The sequence below is a fragment of the Cronobacter turicensis genome (assembly GCF_041222865.1).
Taxonomy (GTDB): domain Bacteria; phylum Pseudomonadota; class Gammaproteobacteria; order Enterobacterales; family Enterobacteriaceae; genus Cronobacter; species Cronobacter turicensis.
The window spans coordinates 2,040,504-2,058,579 of sequence record NZ_CP165997.1 but is presented as its reverse complement, the minus strand read 5'-3'; the positions used below and the strand labels follow the sequence as shown (position 1 = coordinate 2,058,579).

Below are 18,076 nucleotides of genomic sequence, written 5' to 3'. Positions count from 1 at the left end.
TGCTATCTCTGAATAGGTAAGATGCGGACCACAAACTCGCATGACGTTCCGGCATTTTTCAGGCAGCAGCGCTCCTGGCCCGTCCGTGAGCCATCGTCTCTGTCAGCCTGCGCCGGGTTTTCCTTATTAGGGGTTGAACGTGAGAAGCACCTTGCAGCACTGCCGCTGGTTCTTCTCAAACAGCTCAAGGGCGTCCGTAATATGCTGATATCCGAAGGTATGGGTAATGAGCGTTGTCGGGTCGATAAGCCCGCGACTCAGCCAGTCGATGACTATCGGGAACTTCATGGCGTTGAGCCGGGAGGTGAAAATGCTGATCTCCTTTCCGGTGATGCTCTGCTGAGTGATGCTGCTCGGTTCGCTTGAAAAGCCCATCAGCACAATGCGCGCGGCAGGAGAGGCAAGCAGCGCCGCTTCCTGCAAAATGGCCGGATGGCAGGCGGCATCCACGATAAGCGTGGGCTGGATGCCTTTCTCTTCAAGAATGGCCGCCAGCGACTGCTGGAGATTGTTGATGGCCAGATCCGCCCCGCTGCGCTGCGCCATCTCCAGCCGCTCCTCGATACGGTCCACGACAATCACCTGCTTCACCTGATAAACGTGCTTGAGCACCTGAATGGTGGTGAGACCCATCGGCCCGGCGCCGTACACCAGGGCGATGTCCTGCGCGCCAGGATTGACCTGGCCGGTGACGTTAGCGGCAATGGTAAATGGCTCAATCATCACCGCGTGCTCGTCGGGAATGACATCGGGCACCACCCAGGCGTTACGAGCCGGCACCACGGCGTATTCGCTGAAACCGCCATCGCGATGCACGCCGAGTACCACCAGCGAGGTGCAGACGTTGGGTTTCCCCACTGAGCACGGGTAGCAGTGACCGCAGCTGATCACCGGATCCACCGCCACGCGTTCCCCCAGGCGTGAGGGCGCTACGCCCTCACCGATGGCATCGATGATGCCGAAAAACTCGTGGCCGATGACCCGCGGGTATCTGGCAAACGGGTTATGCCCGCGGTAGATGTGGCTGTCTGAACCGCAGATGCCTGCCAGTTTCACCTTTACGCGGACCTCACCGGCGCCCGGCTGCGGCAGGGCACGCGTCTCAATTTCAAGCTGGTTGGGCTGTTTGATAACGATACTTTTCATCTTGCGCTCCAATAGTCAGTTCGACAGCAGGTCCGTTCAGTGCACGAACCGAACAGAGGTGGGCACTGCGCCCTGCCGCTTCGCCACCGGCGAGCAGGCGTTATTAGGTAATTGGGTCCTTGACGATAAACAGGTAACACAACGCCCCGGCGAAGGTAACGCAGGCGGCGATCACCAGCGCCAGGTTAAAGGAGTGCGTGGTATCAACCACCCATCCGGTAATCACTGGCGCAAAGGAGGCGAAGACAAAACTGCCGAAGTTTTGAATTGCCGCCACCGACGCCACCTTTTCCTCCGACACCATCACCTGAACCAGCCCCCACGCCGAGGTGCCCGCGAAATGTACGCAGAACAGCGCCATCGAGATAAAGGCCACCGCCTGCACCGGTGTAGAGGACTGCACCACCAGCAGCGTTCCTAGTGCCGAGAGCACCAGCCCCGCGACAATGGCGGTTTTACGCACCGTCGTCAGGCTGTACCCGGCACGGGCAAACTTATCTACCAGAAAGCCGTTCACCCACATCCCGACCGCCGCGGCAAGAAATGGGATGGCGGCAACCCACCCCGTCTTCGCCAGGCTAAATCCCTGCTGGGCTTGCAGATAGCCGGGAAGCCATGCGATGTACAGCCAGCCGGTATAGTTCACCCCGGAAAAGCCGAGGATCATGCCCCAGGTGGTACGGCGCTTAAACAGCGCCCGCCACTGGGCAAACTTCAGGCGTGGCGGCGGACTCGCCGGGGCTGACAGAAAGCGGCTCTCCTCCGCGGTCAGGGCGAAGCTCGCGCGGTTGCGGTACCATGCGTACCAGCAAACCCCGACGATGACCCCTGCCAGCCCGACGATGACGAACATGGTTCGCCATCCCCAGGCAAGTTGCATACACACCAGCACTGGCGGGGCGATAGCCTGGCCCAGCACCGTCGAGGAGTTAAAGATCCCCAGCGCCGCGCCCCGCTCTTTCTGGATGTACCAGTCGGTGATGGCCTTAACGCCCGCGGGCATAAACGGCGCTTCGCCAATGCCCAGTCCAATGCGCAACAGGATAAAGTGGCTGAATGAGTTCACCAGCCCGGTCAGCGCCTGCATCAGCGACCAGAAAATCAGCCCGGCACCGAGCACGATGCGCGGCCCAATGCGATCCAGCAGCATCCCGGCGGGCAGTTGCGCCAGCCCGTAGGAGAGTGAAAACGCCGACAGCAGCACGCCGAACTCCGTCGCCGATAGCCCCAGCTCTCCCCGTATCGCTTCGCTGGCGACGCTCAGCGATGAGCGATCCAGAAAATTAACGATCCCGGCGAGAAACAGTAAAATCAGCGTTACCGCCTCGATTTTCTTGATTCGCAACGGTTTTGCCATCGCGCCAATCTCTGTGACCCTGGTATCCATACAAGGCTCCTGTTGCACTCTTTACCGGCCGGGAATCCGACCGGCTGTCTGCGTCGCCCACGGCGACATCTCATGCATTTTCCAGATGTTCATCCCTGGAAAGCGTTCCTGCCCTGCCCCGGCGATTACCAGTTCCACAGCGTGCCGTCTTCAAGCCGGGCCACCGGCAGGTAAGCCGGATCGTAGGGGTATTTCGCCGCCAGCTTTTCATCGAACCCGATGCCCAGCCCCGGCTTCTCGCCCGGATGCATATAGCCGTTGTCGAATGTCCAGCTGTGCGGGAAGACCTCCAGCATCTGCTCTGAATAGCCCATGTATTCCTGCACGCCAAAGTTCGGCACCCAGAGATCGAAATGCAGCGCGGCGGCGTGACAGACTGGCGAGAGATCCGACGGCCCGTGCGAGCCGGTGCGCACCTGATACAGCGCCGCGAAATCCGCAATGCGGCGCATGCCGGTAATACCGCCCGCGTGGGTCACCGTGGTGCGGATGTAGTCAATCAACTGCTCTTCGATAAGCTGTTTGCAGTCCCAGATGCTGTTAAATACTTCTCCGACCGCGACTGGCGTCACGGTGTGCTGCCGGATGAGGCGGAAGCAGGCCTGGTTTTCGGCAGGTGTCGGATCTTCCATCCAGAACAGGCGGTAATCCTCAATGCTTTTACCGAAACGCGCCGCCTCGATGGGCGTCAGGCGGTGATGCATGTCGTGCAGCAGATGTTCGTTAAAGCCGAATTTCTCACGTACCGCCTCGAAGAGTTTCGGCGTGAAATCGAGATACTTTTCGCTGGACCAGAGCTGCTCCTCCGGCCACTGGCCTTTGGTGGCGGGCTCATACGCCAGTCCTTTGCCCTTCGCCATGCCGTAAGTGGTTTTCATGCCGGGCACGCCGCACTGCACACGAATCGCCTTGAATCCCTGCTCTTTATGGCGCGCGTAGTCTTCCAGCACCTCATCGATGGTGTGGCCCGTGGTGTGGCAGTAAACCATCACGCCGTCGCGCGACGCCCCGCCAAGCAGTTGATAAAGCGGCATTCCGGCGGCTTTGGCTTTGATATCCCACAGCGCCGTGTCGATAGCGGAAATCGCCGACATCGTCACCGGTCCGCGACGCCAGTAAGCGCCTTTGTAAAAAAACTGCCAGATATCCTCGATGCGCTGCGCATCGCGCCCCACCAGTTGCGGGCAGAGGTGATCGCGCAGGTAGCTGGCGACAGAAAGCTCGCGCCCGTTGAGCGTGGCGTCGCCAAGCCCGGTCAGACCTTCGTCGGTGGTGATTTTAAGCGTCACGAAGTTGCGCCCCGGGCAGGTGACAAATACTTCCGCTTTACTGATCTTCATGCATCTTTCCTTTTAGAAACGGCAATGCGTCATGCTGTACACATTGCGATCAACTGACTTAACTACCATACAAGTTCATTGGGCGGAAAAATGCGCGACGCTTCACAAAGCGTGAAGCGCTGTCAGTGACAAAAACGGGAAGACAGCAGGAACAACGTCAGGCGCGGCCCCAGCCTGCGACAATAATCAACATACCGCACAGCGCCACGGCGGCGCCTGCCCAGTCGTAGAGACTCAGGCGCACGCCATCCACTACCCGCAACCACAGCAGCGCGGTCATTACGTAGACGCCGCCGTAAGCGGCGTACACCCGCCCGCTCGCCGCCGGGTGCAGCGTTAACAGCCAGACAAAAAGCATCAGCGACAGCGCCGCCGGCAGCAGTAAAAGCACACTCGCCCCCTTGCGCAGCCACAACCACGGCAGAAAACAGCCAATAATTTCCGCAAGCGCGGTGGCAAAAAACAGCAAAGTGGTTTTAATCATATTGAGACTCTTTGAAGTAATATCGGTCATCGCTGCCGCTGTGCGCGATTCGCGCACGATGATATAGTAAAGCGTGTCGGCCTCACGACAAGAACAGCTTCATTAAGGATATCGCCATGAATAAACTCCTTCGCCACTCACTGCTGCTGGCGTTGCTGACCGGCGCGCTGTCAGGCGTTGCCCACGCGCAAACCGATAAACTGATTATTGAGTCCGGCGACAACGCGCGGACCCGCCAGGATGCTGCGATGGATAAAGAGCAATGGAATGACACCCGTTCTTTACGTCAGAAAGTGAACAAACGCGCCGAAAAAGAGTGGGATAAAGCGGATGTCGCGTTCGACGCTCAGGATAACTGCGAGAAAAGCGCGAACCTCAACGCTTACTGGGAACCCAATACCCTGCGCTGCCTTGACCGCCGCACCGGCCGCGTCATTAATCCGTAACCCCCGTTTGCATCACGGCTCCCGCGCCGCGGGGGCTGGTTTTTCCCGCGCATATAAAGGATGAACGATGTCAGATTACGTTGATGTCAAACTGCGCCCGCTCGAACGTGAAGATTTGCGTTTCGTGCATCAGCTCGACAATAACGCCAGCGTCATGCGCTACTGGTTTGAAGAGCCCTATGAAGCGTTCGTTGAACTCTCCGATCTCTACGACAAACATATTCACGACCAGAGCGAACGCCGCTTTGTCGTGGAGTGTGACGGCGATAAAGCAGGTCTGGTGGAGCTGGTGGAAATTAACCACGTCCACCGCCGCGCCGAGTTTCAGATCATTATTTCACCGGAGCATCAGGGCAAAGGCCTTGCCAGCCGCGCGGCAAAGCTGGCGATGGATTACGGCTTTACGGTACTGAATCTCTATAAGCTCTATCTCATTGTGGATAAAGAAAACGCCAAAGCGATTCATATTTACCGCAAGCTGGGCTTTATGGTGGAAGGCGAACTGGTTCATGAATTTTTCATTAATGGCGAGTATCGCAACACCATCCGCATGTGCATTTTCCAGCACCAGTACCTGACGCATCTCAAGCCCGCCGGGACGATGCTGTTGAAACCGACCGCGCAATAACGTGTAAGCGCAGGCATGCCTGCGCTTTTAACACGATCGCTCGTAAGAGCCTGTCAGTAGTAGTTGATTTCGTTCTGAATCGTGAATTTGTGCAGCACGGGCGGCGTCACGCTGGCGTCGGTAATTTCCAGTACGCAGCTTGACGGATTGAGGTGACGGTCATATTCGCAGCTCTGCTTTGCCGTATCGATCACTTTATCGTTAAGCTTCGTCACCGAGGTGTAATCGTGTTTTTTACGCTTATCGCTGGGCGTGGCCACGGTTAAGAGTTCAGCGTCTTTGGCTTTACTGGTTTTGCCGAGCGGATAACCTTCTTCATCGTAGCGGTAGTTCACGGTGACATCCGGCGTGTGCCCTTTCACCACAAATTCGCGATCGTTGGTTTCATACACCATGCCCACCGAAGGCAGTTCGGCCAGCTGGCATTTGCCCTGCAAACGAATACGTTTTTCACGGCTCAGCGCGTCGAGGTAGTAGTTGGCGTCCAGCACCAGCGACATATGGCTGTTGCTCGGTTTATCAACGTAGTTCAGCGTCTCGAAACATCCCTCCTCGGAGAGCGTGCCGTTCACTTCCGTCTCCACCTCGCCGCTGTCGTTAATCAGCTTCTGGGTGAAATTTTTTACCGGGCCGCGCAGCGGATCGAAATTAAACTCACTGGAGAAACTCGCCATCTCCGGGCTGAACGGCGCCAGCGCGTCTGGCTTATCGCAACCAGTAAGCACCAGCGATACCATCATTACCGTCACGTATTTTTTCACGTCTTTATTATCCTTCTGCGGCCTCGCCAAAAGCGGCATGATATCTGAAAAGTCAGTGATATATATAACAACTGCTATGCTTACTACATCTGTTTTACGTCAATAAGGAGCCGTTAATGAAAAAACGTTACTGGGCAGGCGCCCTGCTGCTGGCCGCGACATTACCGGTCAGCGCTGCGCAAAACTCCTGTGAACGAGTCAAAGCCGATATTGAACAGCGCATCATTAATAATGGCGTACCGGAGAACGGGTTTACGTTAACTATCGTTCCTAACGACCAGGCTGACCAGCCGGATGCGCAGGTTGTCGGTCATTGCGCCAACGATACGCAAAAAATTCTCTACACCCGCACCCAGAGCGGCAACGCCGCAGGCGGCGCAACGTCGCAGGGCGCAGCCAGCGAACCGCAATAATCGCATAAGGGGCTTCGGCCCCTTTTTTATATCCACATTCCCTTACGCCCCATCTATTGACCCTCGTTAACGTTTTCTACTCCATTCTGGGTAAAACTCTTCTTGCGCTAATCATTAGCGCTCTAATCATCTGAGTTTCTTACCTCATGGCCGCCCGGTGTTTTCAGCGGCCCGCCAGGGAGCGCGTTATGTCACAACAGCAAGAGGGCATCAGCCGTCGTCATTTTCTTACGACCACTTCACTGGGCGGCCTGGCGCTGGCGGCGGGCGGCGTCACGCTGCCTTTCGGTTTCAGCTGCATTGCCGCCGCCGTCAACACCTCCGTTACTCCGCCTGACGATAAGATTGTCTGGGGCGCCTGCTCGGTGAACTGCGGCAGCCGCTGCGCGCTGCGCCTGCATGTGCGCAACGACACCGTCTGGCGCGTCGAAACCGACAACACAGGGCTCGATATGTATGGCGATCATCAGGTTCGCGCCTGCCTGCGCGGACGATCGATCCGGCGGCGCATCAACCACCCCGCTCGTCTGAACTACCCCATGAAGCGCGTCGGCAAACGCGGCGAAGGGAAGTTTAAGCGCATCAGCTGGGACGAGGCGCTCGACACCATTACGGACAGCCTGAAGCGCATCGTCGCGCAGTACGGCAATGAGGCCGTGTATATCAACTACACCTCCGGCGTCGTGGGCGGCAATATCACCCGCTCCTCGCCTTACGCCTCGCTGGTGGCGCGGCTGATGAACTGCTACGGCGGCTTTCTCAGCCATTACGGCACCTACAGCACCGCGCAAATCGCGGCCGCCATGCCCTACACCTACGGCTCGAACGAAGGCAACAGCACGTCAGATATCGTTAACAGCAAGCTGGTGGTGATGTTTGGCAACAACCCGGCGGAAACTCGCATGAGCGGCGGCGGGATCACGTATCACCTTGAACAGGCTCGCGAACGGTCGCAGGCGCGCATGATTGTTATCGATCCGCGCTACACCGATACCGCCGCCGGGCGTGAAGATGAGTGGATCCCGATCCGCCCCGGCACCGACGCCGCGCTGGTCTCCGCGCTCGCGTGGGTGATGATCGATGAAGATTTAGTCGATCAACCGTTCCTCGATCGTTATTGCGTGGGCTATGACGAGAAAACGCTCCCGGCAGGCGCGCCCGCGAACGGTCATTACAAAGCGTATATTCTCGGCCAGGGCGAAGACGGCATTGCCAAAACCCCCGCCTGGGCGGCGCACATCACGGGAATTCCACAAGAACGCATCATAAAGCTGGCCCGCGAAATCGCGGGCGCCAGACCGGCGTATATCTGCCAGGGCTGGGGGCCGCAGCGCCAGGCGAACGGCGAGCTAACGTCGCGCGCCATCGCGATGCTGCCCATCCTCACCGGCAATGTCGGCATTCACGGCGGCAACAGCGGCGCGCGTGAATCGACGTACACCATCACCATTGAGCGTATGCCGGTACTGGAAAACCCGGTGAAAACGCAGATATCCTGCTTCAGCTGGACCGACGCCATCGCCCGCGGCCCGCAGATGACCGCGCTCGCCGACGGCGTGCGGGGTAAAGAAAAGCTCGACGTGCCCATCAAGTTCATCTGGAATTACGCGGGCAATACCATCACTAATCAGCATTCCGATATCAACCGCACGCATGAGATTTTGCAGGACGACACCCAGTGCGAAACCATCGTGGTAATTGAAAACTTCATGACCTCATCGGCCCGCTACGCCGACATCCTCCTGCCGGACTTAATGACCGTCGAACAGGAGGATATCATCCCCAACGACTACGCGGGCAACATGGGCTATCTGATCTTCACCCAGCCCGCGACGTCTGCGAAATTCGAGCGCAGATCGATTTACTGGATGATGAGCGAAGTGGCGAAGCGCCTCGGGCCTGAGATCCACCAGCGCTTTACCGAAGGGCGCACTCAGGCGCAGTGGCTGCAATACCTGTATGCGAAAATGCGCGCCCGCGATCCGCAACTGCCCGACTATGAGGCGCTCAAACAGCAGGGCATCTATAAGCGCCAGGATCCGGATGGGCATTACGTGGCTTATAAAGACTTTCGCGACGATCCCGACGCGCATCCGCTGAACACCCCTTCCGGCAAAATCGAAATTTACTCCGCCGCGCTTGCCCGCATCGCGCAGACCTGGCGGCTTCGCGAGGATGAAACTATCAGCCCTCTGCCCGTTTACGCCTCGACATTCGAAGGCTGGGATTCCCCGGCGCGCCGCGACTACCCGCTGCAACTCTTCGGCTTCCACTACAAAGCCCGCACCCACTCCACCTACGGCAACATCGACGTCTTACAGGCGGCCTGTCGTCAGGAAGTCTGGATCAACCCGGTCGACGCCCGCGCTCGCGGCATTGAAAACGGCGATCGGGTGCGCGTGTTTAACGCGCGCGGCGAAGTGCGGCTGGAGGCGAAAGTGACACCGCGCATCATGCCCGGCGTGAGCGCCATGGGCCAGGGCGCGTGGCACCATGCCGATATGAACGGCGACCGCATCGATCACGGCGGCTGCGTCAATGTTCTGACGACGCAGCGCCCGTCGCCGCTCGCCAAAGGCAACCCACAGCACACCAATCTGGTGCAGATAGCGAAGATCTGACGCGGGCTGAACACAAAAATCAGAACAACAGGAACCACATTGACTCTCCGTTCTGGAGACAAGGAGTGAGTAATGTCAAATACCGATAGTCCGGTCGGGATCAGCCGCCGCACGCTGGTGAAATGCACCGCGCTGGGCGGCCTGGCGCTCGCGGCAGGCGGCATCTCCCTGCCCTTCGGGCTCCGGCCTGCGGCGGCTGCGGTGGGACGCGCCATTGCGCCAGATGAACGCGTCGTCTGGAGCGCCTGCACCGTCAACTGCGGCAGCCGCTGTCCGCTGCGTATGCATGTGGCGCAGGGCGAGATCCGCTATGTCGAAACCGATAACACCGGTAGCGATGACTATGACGGGCTGCACCAGGTCCGCGCCTGCCTGCGCGGGCGCTCCATGCGGCGGCGCGTCTACAACCCGGATCGTCTGAAATACCCCATGAAGCGCGTCGGCAAACGCGGCGAAGGCAAATTCGCGCGCATCAGCTGGGAAGAGGCGCTGGATACTATCGCCCAGGGCATGAAGCGCATTATCAGCGAATATGGCAACGAGGCGATTTATCTCAACTACGGCACCGGCACGCTCGGCGGCACTATGACCCGCTCCTGGCCGCCGGGGAAAACGCTGATTGCCCGCCTGATGAACTGTTGCGGCGGTTATCTTAACCACTACGGCGATTACTCCAGCGCGCAGATCGCCGCGGGCCTGAACTACACCTATGGCGGCTGGGCCGACGGCAACAGCCCGTCCGATATTGCAAACAGCAAGCTGGTGGTGCTGTTTGGCAATAACCCCGGCGAAACCCGCATGAGCGGCGGCGGCGTGACGTACTACCTTGAGCAGGCGCGCGCGAAATCGCAGGCGCGAATGATAGTCATCGATCCGCGCTATACCGACACCGCCGCCGGGCGCGAGGATGAGTGGATCCCGATCCGCCCCGGCACCGATGCCGCGCTGGCCGCCGCGATCGCCTGGGTGTTGATCACCGAAAACTATGTCGATCAGCCGTTTCTGGATAACTACTGCGTCGGCTACGACGAGAAAACCCTGCCGCCTGGCGCGCCGGCTAATGGCCACTATAAAGCCTATATCCTGGGCGACGGGCCGGACAACACCGCCAAAACGCCCGCCTGGGCCGCGCCCATTACCGGGATTCCCGAAGCGCGCATTATCAAACTCGCCCGCGAAATCGGCGAGGCCAAACCGGCGTTTATCGCGCAGGGCTGGGGGCCGCAACGCCATTCCAACGGCGAACTGGCCTGCCGTGCGATAGCGATGCTCCCTGTTCTCACGGGGAACGTCGGCATTCACGGCGGCAACAGCGGCGCGCGCGAAGGTTCATTCTCACTCCCCTTCGAGCGGATGCCGACGCTGGAAAACCCGGTACAGACCAGTATCTCGATGTTTACCTGGACCGACGCCATTGAGCGCGGCCCGTCGATGACCGCTACCGCCGACGGCGTGCGCGGCAAAGAGAAGCTCGACGTGCCGATTAAGATGATCTGGAACTACGCCGGTAACTGTCTTATCAACCAGCACTCGCACATTAACCGCACCCACGAAATTTTGCAGGACGACAAAAAGTGCGAGCTGATCGTGGTGATCGACTGCCATATGACCGCCTCGGCGCGCTATGCCGATATTCTGCTGCCGGACTGCACTGCGTCTGAGCAGATGGATTTCGCGCTCGACGCTTCCTGCGGCAACATGGCCTACGTGATTTTCGCCGACCAGGTGATTGCGCCGCGCTTTGAATGTCGCACTATCTATGACATCACCAGCGCGCTCGCGGTGCGCATGGGGGTCGGTGAGCAATTTACCGAAGGCCGCACGCAGGAAGGCTGGCTGCGCCATCTTTACGCCCAGTCGCAGCGCGCGATCCCGGAACTGCCGGATTTCGACACGTTCCGCAAACAGGGGATCTTTAAGCTTCGGGATCCGCAGGGCCATCACGTCGCCTATCAGGCTTTCCGGGAAAACCCGACCGCGAACCCGCTCGACACGCCCTCCGGCAAAATCGAGATCTACTCATCGGCGCTTGCCGATATCGCCGCGCGCTGGCAGTTGCCGGAAGGCGATGTCATCCACCCTCTGCCGGTCTACAGCCCCGGTTTTGAACAGGCAAGCGATCCGCTGCGCGCGCAGTACCCGCTCCAGCTCACCGGTTTTCACTATAAATCCCGCACCCACTCGACTTACGGCAACGTCGACGTTTTACAGGCCGCGTGTCGCCAGCAGATTTGGATTAACCCGCAGGATGCGCAGGCGCGCGGCATACACGATGGCGACCCGGTGCGGGTCTGGAACGCGCGCGGCGAAGCGCGCATCGAGGCGAAAGTGACGCCGCGCATTATGCCGGGCGTCGTGGCGCTGGGCGAAGGCGCGTGGTACCAGCCTGACGCGCAGGGCGTCGATCACGCCGGCTCTATTAATGTACTGACCACCCAACGGCCGTCGCCGCTGGCGAAAGGTAATCCGTCTCACAGCAATTTAGTTCAGCTTGCCAGGGTTTAAGGAGTCCTGATGACCACACAATATGGCTTTTATATCGATTCCAGCCGCTGCACCGGGTGTAAAACCTGCGAGCTGGCGTGCAAGGATTACAAAGATCTCACCCCTGATGTCAGCTTTCGCCGCATCTATGAATACGCAGGCGGCGACTGGCAGGAAGATAACGGCGTCTGGCATCAAAACGTCTTTGCCTATTACCTCTCAATAGCCTGTAACCACTGTGAGGATCCGGCCTGCACCAAAGTGTGCCCGAGCGGCGCGATGCACAAGCGCGAAGACGGCTTTGTGGTGGTGAATGAAGACGTCTGTATCGGCTGTCGCTACTGCCATATGGCCTGTCCGTACGGCGCGCCGCAATACAACGCGGCCAAAGGGCATATGACCAAATGCGACGGCTGCTATGAACGCCTCGCTGAGGGCAAAAAACCGATTTGCGTCGAATCCTGCCCGCTGCGCGCGCTGGATATGGCGCCGATTGAGGAGCTGCGTAAAAAGTACGGTTCGCTGGCGCAGGTCGCGCCGCTGCCCGCCGCGCACTTTACCCGCCCGAATATCGTGATTAAACCCAATGCAAACAGCCGCCCGACCGGTGACACCACCGGCAAACTGGCGAATCCGAAGGAGGTCTGAAATGGGAAGCGGATGGCATGAATGGCCGCTGGTGTTATTCACCGTGCTCGGCCAGTGCGTGGCGGGCGGGCTTATCGTCACCGGGCTGGCGTGGTTTGCTGGCAGTCAGGATGAACGCACGCGCATTGTGCGCGCCATGTTTTTTCTGTGGGTTTTAATGGGTATCGCGTTTCTCGCCTCGGTGATGCATCTCGGCTCGCCGCTGCGCGCGTTTAATTCCCTGAACCGTCTCGGCCACTCGCCGCTCAGTAATGAAATCGCCAGCGGATCGCTGTTTTTCGCGGTCGGCGGGCTGTGGTGGCTGGTGGCGGCGCTCGGGAAAATGCCGCAGACGCTCGGGAAAATCTGGCTCATCGTGGCGATGGCGCTCGGCGTGCTGTTTATTTTCGCGATGACCCGTGTGTATCAGATAAACACGGTGCCGACCTGGCATAACGGCTACACCACGCTCGGCTTTTTCCTGACGGCATTCCTCGGCGGGCCGCTGCTCGGCGCGCTCCTGCTGGCGGGCGCGGGCGTTGCTGGCCCGCGGGCGTTCGCGGTGGTGTGCGTGCTCGCGCTGGCGGTAAGCCTGGCGGCGGCGCTGATGCAGAGCGCGGGTCTTGCGGGCATTCACAGCTCCGTCCAACAGGCGAGCGCCCTGCTGCCGGATTACGGCTTCTGGCAGGCGTGGCGCATGGTGTTGCTGGCGCTCGGCATCGGCTGCTGGCTCTGCCCGCTGGCGCGCCGCGTGCCGCCGCGCCCGTGGGGGCTGGCGGCGGGGTTTGCGCTGGTGCTGGTGGGCGAGCTTATCGGCCGCGGCCTCTTTTATGGTCTGCATATGACGGTCGGCATGGCCGTTGCGGGATAATCTCCGGGCGGCCCCGCCGCCCGGCTTTTTCAGGACAGTGACGCAGTGGAACAGAAATTAACGGATATCGCCTGTAGCGCCCGCATTCTGGGGGCGCTCTTTTATTACTCGCCGGAGGCTCCCGAGGCGCGCGCCATTGTTGACGCGCTGCGCGCGCCAGGCTGGGAGCGGGAATGGCCCTGTGCGTTCGATGCCGCATGCGTGGCAGGGTTTCGCGCGCGCTACGCCGGGGACGAAACGCTGGCGCAGGCGTGGCAGCGGCTTTTCATCGGTCCGCACGCGCTGCCGGCGCCGCCCTGGGGATCGGTCTGGCTCGATCGCGAGTCGGTCCTGTTTGGCGACTCCACGCTTGCATTGCAGGGCTGGCTGCGTGAGAACGCCATCGCTTTTGAAACGCCGCTTCAGGAGCCTGCGGATCATATCGGTCTGCTGTTGCTGCTGGCCGCCTGGCTCGCGGAGCAGGGAAAAACCCGTGAGCTGGACGAGCTGCTGGCCTGGCATCTGCTGCCGTTCGCGCCGCGTTTTCTGGAGGTCTTCTGCGCGCAGGCGCAGCATCCGTTTTACGTGGCGCTGGGTGGGCTGACCCGCGCGACGCTTGCCCACTGGCGCAGCGCGCTGCTGATGCCGGTTTCGCAAAAACCGCTTTACCGTTAGTGAAAGCGGCCCCACAACGCGATTAACAGCCAGGCGCTCAGGCACCAGCACGCCACCGCGCCGCCGAGCGCCAGGGGCACTTTGACCATCCCGCTTAGCACCCACAGCGAGGCCAGATAGACAAAGTAAGGAATGATGGCCCACATCCCGAAAATCACCGTCGTGCGCAGCGCCTCCACGCCGCGCCCGGTGACGACGATATAGTGGGCAATCAGCGCGAAGGTCGGAAAGAGCGGGATCAGCCCGGCGAGGTAATAGTTTTTCGTTTTCGACAGCATCCCTATCAGCACCACGACAGCCGCGCCGAGCAGCGCTTTTATCAACAGCCCCATCGTTTTACGTTCCGTCTTCTGGTTTCGGTTTTTTCCGACCCTACCATAACTGCGCGCTACGCCGGGATTTTTTCACCGCAGCGGTCTCTTTTGTTACGGTGTCACTTATTCTCCTTCGCTTTTAAGATAATTCTCTGTCGGGCCGCTCAAGCGAGGCGGGATAAGGGGAAACCGTTAATTTCCGGGGTAAATCATTGATCGGCTAAACGTTACCTCATGTGGAATCCTTCCCGCCCGGTTGCTATAGCTCAATACACCCTGCCGACACACGGCATAACAACAGGCGATCCTCATCGCCATAAAACGTGCACCAGGGAGACAACGCCTCATGCAGAAAGCCTCACTGAGTTTACGCGCCATCGGGGCGCTGGCCGGACTCGCGGTGGTCATCGGATTGCTGGTCTGGGGCATCGGCCCTCAAACCATCGCCGCCCGCCGCGAAGACCTGCTTTATCTGGGTAAACAGCATCTGATTCTGGTGTTCAGCTCCATGGCGCTGGCGCTCGCCGTCGGTATCCCGAGCGGCATTCTCTTAAGCCGCCCGGCCGCGCGCCGCTTTGCGGAATACGCGATGCAGATCTTTAACGTCGGCAATACCCTGCCGCCGCTGGCGGTACTGGCGCTGGCGATGGTGGTTGTTGGCATCGGCGATAAACCGGCTATCGTGGCGCTGTTCCTCGCCTCTCTGTTGCCGATTGTGCGTAACACCTACGCCGGGCTTTGCTCGGTGCCGGGGTCGCTGATTGAAGCGGCCAACGGCATCGGCATGACCAAAGGCCAGCGGCTATGGCAGGTGGAGCTGCCGAACGCCTGGCCGGTGATGCTCTCGGGCATTCGCATCGCCACCGCCATTAACGTCGGCACCGCGCCGCTCGCCTTTCTTATCGGCGCCAGCAGCTTCGGCGAACTGATTTTCCCGGGCATCTACCTGAACGATTTCCCGACGCTCATTCTTGGCGCCGCCGCGACGGCATTGTTCGCGCTGATTCTGGATATGGCGCTCGCCGCGCTGGGCCGCGTGCTCAGTCCGCATACCGCCTGATGATAAGGAGCTTCCGATGACCCTGCTGAATCGCTGGCTGACCATTGCCGCCGCTGGCCTGCTGCTGGCAACAACGACCGTTCAGGCCGCGCCGCTGGTGCTGACCACCAAGAGCTTTACCGAGCAACATATTCTCTCCGCCATGACGGTGCTGTACCTGCAAAAGAAAGGCTTTCAGGTGGAGCCGCGCACCAATATCGCCACGGTGATTTCACGCAACGCCATGATCAACAAACAGGTGGATATGACCTGGGAGTACACCGGCACGTCGCTGATTATCTTCAACCATATCAACAAGCGGATGACGCCCGAGGAAACCTATAACACGGTGAAACAACTCGACGCGAAGCTCGGCCTGGTATGGCTGAAACCCGCCAGCATGAATAACACCTATGCGTTCGCGATGCAGCGTAAGCGCGCCGAAGAGGAGCATATTTCGACGATCTCGCAACTGGCGGAGAAAATCGAACAGGTGCGCAAAACCGATCCGGACAAGAACTGGATGCTGGCGCTCGATCTGGAGTTTTACGGGCGCAGCGACGGCATGAAGCCGCTGCAACAGGCGTACAACATGCCGCTCGACCGCCCGCAGATCCGTCAGATGGATCCGGGGCTGGTCTATAACGCTATCCGCGATGGCTTTGTGGACGCGGGCCTGGTTTACGCCACCGACGGGCGCGTGAAAGGGTTCGATTTAAAAGTGCTGGAAGATGACAAGGGCTTTTTCCCGAGTTATGCCGTCACGCCGGTGGTGCGCAAGGATACGCTGGCGGCGAATCCGGGGCTTGAGGACGCGCTGAATACGATCTCCGGCCTGATGGATAATGACACTATCACCACGCTTAACGCGAAGGTGGATATCGATCACCAGACGCCGCAACAGGTCGCCCGCGACTTCCTGCGCGACAAAGGCCTGCTTTAAGGAGGGATGATGGAGACCATTCACTATATGATCGATAACGCCGGTTTCCTGGCGAGCCTCACGTTCCAGCATCTGTGGCTGGTGCTGCTGGCGGTGGGCCTGGCGATTATTATCGGCGTGCCGCTCGGCATTCTGATTGTGCGCCACAAATGGCTCGCCACGCCGGTGCTTGGGCTGGCGACGCTGGTGCTGACCATTCCGTCTATCGCCCTGTTCGGGCTGATGATCCCGCTTTTCTCGCTGATAGGTCAGGGCATCGGCGCCCTGCCCGCCATCACCGCCGTATTTCTCTATTCGCTGCTGCCGATTGTGCGTAACACCCACACCGCGCTCGACAGCCTGCCGCCGGGGCTTCGCGAAGCCGGTCGCGGTATCGGCATGACGTTCTGGCAGCGCCTGCGCTGGGTGGAAATCCCGATGGCGCTGCCGGTGATTTTCGGCGGCATCCGCACTGCCGTCGTGATGAATATCGGTGTGATGGCGATCGCCGCCGTTATCGGCGCAGGCGGTCTGGGGTTACTGCTGCTTAACGGCATTGGCGGGAGCGACATTCGTATGCTTATCGCCGGTGCGCTGATGATCTGTTTACTGGCCATTATTCTGGACTGGTTACTGCACCGCTTGCAGGTTGTGCTGACGCCTAAGGGGATCCGCTAATGATTAAACTTGAAAACCTCACCAAACAGTTTGTGCAGAAGAACGGCCAGACGTTTAACGCCGTCGATAACGTCAACCTGAACGTGCCGGAAGGCGAAATGTGCGTGCTGCTCGGTCCGTCGGGCTGCGGCAAGACCACGACGCTGAAGATGATTAACCGGCTGATAGCGCCCTCCGGGGGCAAGATTTTCATTAACGGAGAAGACACGACCGATCTCGATACCGTCACGCTGCGCCGCAATATCGGCTACGTCATCCAGCAGATTGGTCTGTTCCCGAATATGACCATTGAAGAAAACATCACCGTGGTGCCGCGGATGCTGGGCTGGGATAAAGCGCGCTGCAAGGAGCGCGCGACCGAGCTGATGGCGATGGTGGCGCTGGATCCAAAACGCTTCCTGAGCCGCTACCCGAAAGAGATGTCCGGCGGTCAGCAGCAGCGTATCGGCGTTATCCGCGCGCTGGCGGCGGATCCACCGGTGCTGCTGATGGATGAACCGTTCGGCGCGGTCGACCCGATTAACCGCGAGGTCATCCAGAACCAGTTCCTGGAGATGCAGCGTCAGCTGAAGAAAACGGTGATGCTGGTGAGCCATGACATCGACGAAGCCCTGAAGCTTGGCGATCGCATTGCGGTGTTCCGCCAGGGGAAAATCATTCAGTGCGCCAGCCCCGACGAGCTGCTCGCGAAACCGGCCAACGAGTTTGTCGGCTCTTTCGTGGGCCAGGATCGCACGCTGAAACGCCTGCTGCTGATCCAGGCGGGCGATGTGACCGACAAACAGCCGACCATTACGGTACGCACTTCGACGCCGCTTGCGCAGGCGTTCGCGCTGATGGACGACAACGATATGCGTTCCGTGACGGTGGTGGATGAAAACGAGAAGCCGCTGGGGTTTGTAAAACGCCGTGAAGCGCGTGGCGCGACAGGCGTCTGCGCCGATATCGCCCATCCGTTCCGGGTGACCGGCAAAGCGGAAGATAATCTGCGCGTGGTGTTATCGCGCCTTTACGAGCACAACACGGTCTGGATGCCGATCGTGGATGAAGAGGGCCGCTACAGCGGCGAGATTTCGCAGGATTATATCGCCGATTATCTCAGCTCCGGCCGCACGCGACGGGCGCTCAATATTCACGAGGGATAAGTAACACGACGGGTGCGCATGTAAAACGGCAAAGTCGTAGGTAAAACGGCGGGTGCGCTGCGCTTACCCGCCCTACATTATTCCCTCACCGTTGGTTCCGTAGGGTGAGTAAGCGC

18 protein-coding genes are annotated in these 18,076 nt (G+C 59.6%); 12 read left to right on the top strand and 6 right to left on the bottom strand.

The window, feature by feature from the left end:
* Window positions 1–126: 126 nt before the first annotated feature.
* From AB8W27_RS09880 to AB8W27_RS09865, 4 genes are all read right to left on the bottom strand, one after another.
* Window positions 127–1,146: a Zn-dependent oxidoreductase gene (locus AB8W27_RS09880; protein WP_015741322.1), complete on the bottom strand. Its 1,020-nt coding sequence runs from the start codon at window positions 1,144–1,146 to the stop codon at window positions 127–129.
* Window positions 1,147–1,249: 103 nt separating this feature from the next.
* Complete coding sequence (locus AB8W27_RS09875; RefSeq protein WP_041923573.1) at window positions 1,250–2,533, bottom strand: MFS transporter; 1,284 nt, start codon at window positions 2,531–2,533, stop codon at window positions 1,250–1,252.
* 125 nt (window positions 2,534–2,658) lie between these two features.
* Complete coding sequence (gene manD, locus AB8W27_RS09870) at window positions 2,659–3,873, bottom strand: D-mannonate dehydratase ManD (protein ID WP_015741324.1); 1,215 nt, start codon at window positions 3,871–3,873, stop codon at window positions 2,659–2,661.
* 157 nt (window positions 3,874–4,030) lie between these two features.
* Complete coding sequence (locus AB8W27_RS09865) at window positions 4,031–4,357, bottom strand: YnfA family protein (RefSeq protein WP_032806519.1); 327 nt, start codon at window positions 4,355–4,357, stop codon at window positions 4,031–4,033.
* A gap of 116 nt (window positions 4,358–4,473) precedes the next feature.
* Here AB8W27_RS09865 and AB8W27_RS09860 point away from each other — a divergent pair, with 116 nt between their 5' ends.
* Both AB8W27_RS09860 and speG read left to right on the top strand, forming a co-directional pair.
* Window positions 4,474–4,803, top strand: a complete 330-nt coding sequence (locus AB8W27_RS09860) for a DUF1283 family protein (protein WP_015741325.1) — start codon at window positions 4,474–4,476, stop codon at window positions 4,801–4,803.
* 67 nt (window positions 4,804–4,870) lie between these two features.
* The gene (gene speG, locus AB8W27_RS09855) at window positions 4,871–5,431 is read left to right on the top strand and encodes a spermidine N1-acetyltransferase (RefSeq protein ID WP_015741326.1); all 561 of its coding nucleotides are present in this window, start codon (window positions 4,871–4,873) and stop codon (window positions 5,429–5,431) included.
* 53 nt (window positions 5,432–5,484) lie between these two features.
* Here the strand turns inward: speG and AB8W27_RS09850 are convergent, their stop codons facing one another.
* Window positions 5,485–6,192 (bottom strand): YnfC family lipoprotein, encoded by a 708-nt coding sequence (locus AB8W27_RS09850; RefSeq protein WP_007761429.1) that lies wholly within the window; start codon window positions 6,190–6,192, stop codon window positions 5,485–5,487.
* A gap of 116 nt (window positions 6,193–6,308) precedes the next feature.
* Between AB8W27_RS09850 and AB8W27_RS09845 the strand changes: the two genes are divergently transcribed.
* The 6 genes from AB8W27_RS09845 (at window position 6,309) to dmsD (ending at window position 13,862) form a co-directional block, all read left to right on the top strand.
* Window positions 6,309–6,605, top strand: a complete 297-nt coding sequence (locus AB8W27_RS09845) for a DUF1161 domain-containing protein (protein ID WP_007671423.1) — start codon at window positions 6,309–6,311, stop codon at window positions 6,603–6,605.
* A 188-nt stretch (window positions 6,606–6,793) separates the two neighbouring features.
* On the top strand, window positions 6,794–9,226 hold the full coding sequence (gene ynfE, locus AB8W27_RS09840; protein WP_041923574.1) for a selenate/tellurate reductase subunit YnfE: 2,433 nt from the start codon (window positions 6,794–6,796) through the stop codon (window positions 9,224–9,226).
* A 72-nt stretch (window positions 9,227–9,298) separates the two neighbouring features.
* Window positions 9,299–11,731, top strand: coding sequence for a dimethylsulfoxide reductase subunit A (gene dmsA / locus AB8W27_RS09835; RefSeq protein WP_015741329.1), 2,433 nt, complete (start codon window positions 9,299–9,301; stop codon window positions 11,729–11,731).
* Window positions 11,732–11,740: 9 nt separating this feature from the next.
* Complete coding sequence (locus tag AB8W27_RS09830) at window positions 11,741–12,358, top strand: DMSO/selenate family reductase complex B subunit (protein WP_015741330.1); 618 nt, start codon at window positions 11,741–11,743, stop codon at window positions 12,356–12,358.
* 1 nt (window position 12,359) lies between these two features.
* Window positions 12,360–13,208 carry a DmsC/YnfH family molybdoenzyme membrane anchor subunit gene (locus tag AB8W27_RS09825; RefSeq protein WP_041923575.1) on the top strand — a complete coding sequence of 283 codons (849 nt, stop codon included), beginning with the start codon at window positions 12,360–12,362 and terminating at the stop codon, window positions 13,206–13,208.
* Window positions 13,209–13,253: 45 nt separating this feature from the next.
* A complete protein-coding gene (gene dmsD, locus AB8W27_RS09820; RefSeq protein WP_015741332.1) occupies window positions 13,254–13,862 on the top strand; it encodes a Tat proofreading chaperone DmsD in 609 nt (202 codons plus the stop codon).
* Here the strand turns inward: dmsD and AB8W27_RS09815 are convergent.
* Window positions 13,859–14,194: a GlpM family protein gene (locus AB8W27_RS09815; RefSeq protein WP_015741333.1), complete on the bottom strand. Its 336-nt coding sequence runs from the start codon at window positions 14,192–14,194 to the stop codon at window positions 13,859–13,861. The genes dmsD and AB8W27_RS09815 overlap by 4 nt on opposite strands.
* 328 nt (window positions 14,195–14,522) lie before the next feature.
* On the opposite strand from AB8W27_RS09815, the gene osmY reads away from it, so the two are divergent.
* The 4 genes from osmY to osmV are packed head-to-tail and all read left to right on the top strand — an operon-like array spanning window position 14,523 to window position 17,960.
* Window positions 14,523–15,236: an osmoprotectant ABC transporter permease OsmY gene (osmY, locus tag AB8W27_RS09810; RefSeq protein ID WP_041923576.1), complete on the top strand. Its 714-nt coding sequence runs from the start codon at window positions 14,523–14,525 to the stop codon at window positions 15,234–15,236.
* 16 nt (window positions 15,237–15,252) lie between these two features.
* Window positions 15,253–16,158, top strand: a complete 906-nt coding sequence (osmX, locus tag AB8W27_RS09805; protein WP_041923577.1) for an osmoprotectant ABC transporter substrate-binding protein OsmX — start codon at window positions 15,253–15,255, stop codon at window positions 16,156–16,158.
* Between the two features lie 9 nt (window positions 16,159–16,167).
* Complete coding sequence (gene osmW, locus AB8W27_RS09800; protein WP_015741336.1) at window positions 16,168–16,815, top strand: osmoprotectant ABC transporter permease OsmW; 648 nt, start codon at window positions 16,168–16,170, stop codon at window positions 16,813–16,815.
* Entirely contained in the window at window positions 16,815–17,960 is a 1,146-nt protein-coding gene (osmV, locus tag AB8W27_RS09795; protein ID WP_007761455.1) for an osmoprotectant ABC transporter ATP-binding protein OsmV, read from the top strand. The genes osmW and osmV overlap by 1 nt, the downstream gene beginning before the upstream one ends.
* Window positions 17,961–18,076 lie beyond the last annotated feature (116 nt).

Bases quoted from the DNA above. Each gene is read 5' to 3' on its own strand.
- AB8W27_RS09845 (WP_007671423.1), top strand. From the start codon at position 6,309: ATGAAAAAACGTTACTGGGCAGGCGCCCTGCTGCTGGCCGCGACATTA.
- osmW (WP_015741336.1), top strand. From the start codon at position 16,168: ATGGAGACCATTCACTATATGATCGATAACGCCGGTTTCCTGGCGAGC.
- AB8W27_RS09860 (WP_015741325.1), top strand. From the start codon at position 4,474: ATGAATAAACTCCTTCGCCACTCACTGCTGCTGGCGTTGCTGACCGGC.
- osmV (WP_007761455.1), top strand. From the start codon at position 16,815: ATGATTAAACTTGAAAACCTCACCAAACAGTTTGTGCAGAAGAACGGC.
- AB8W27_RS09815 (WP_015741333.1), bottom strand. From the start codon at position 14,194: ATGGGGCTGTTGATAAAAGCGCTGCTCGGCGCGGCTGTCGTGGTGCTG.
- osmY (WP_041923576.1), top strand. From the start codon at position 14,523: ATGCAGAAAGCCTCACTGAGTTTACGCGCCATCGGGGCGCTGGCCGGA.
- ynfE (WP_041923574.1), top strand. From the start codon at position 6,794: ATGTCACAACAGCAAGAGGGCATCAGCCGTCGTCATTTTCTTACGACC.
- AB8W27_RS09825 (WP_041923575.1), top strand. From the start codon at position 12,360: ATGGGAAGCGGATGGCATGAATGGCCGCTGGTGTTATTCACCGTGCTC.
- manD (WP_015741324.1), bottom strand. From the start codon at position 3,873: ATGAAGATCAGTAAAGCGGAAGTATTTGTCACCTGCCCGGGGCGCAAC.
- speG (WP_015741326.1), top strand. From the start codon at position 4,871: ATGTCAGATTACGTTGATGTCAAACTGCGCCCGCTCGAACGTGAAGAT.
- AB8W27_RS09830 (WP_015741330.1), top strand. From the start codon at position 11,741: ATGACCACACAATATGGCTTTTATATCGATTCCAGCCGCTGCACCGGG.
- osmX (WP_041923577.1), top strand. From the start codon at position 15,253: ATGACCCTGCTGAATCGCTGGCTGACCATTGCCGCCGCTGGCCTGCTG.
- AB8W27_RS09875 (WP_041923573.1), bottom strand. From the start codon at position 2,533: ATGGATACCAGGGTCACAGAGATTGGCGCGATGGCAAAACCGTTGCGA.
- AB8W27_RS09865 (WP_032806519.1), bottom strand. From the start codon at position 4,357: ATGATTAAAACCACTTTGCTGTTTTTTGCCACCGCGCTTGCGGAAATT.
- dmsA (WP_015741329.1), top strand. From the start codon at position 9,299: ATGTCAAATACCGATAGTCCGGTCGGGATCAGCCGCCGCACGCTGGTG.
- AB8W27_RS09880 (WP_015741322.1), bottom strand. From the start codon at position 1,146: ATGAAAAGTATCGTTATCAAACAGCCCAACCAGCTTGAAATTGAGACG.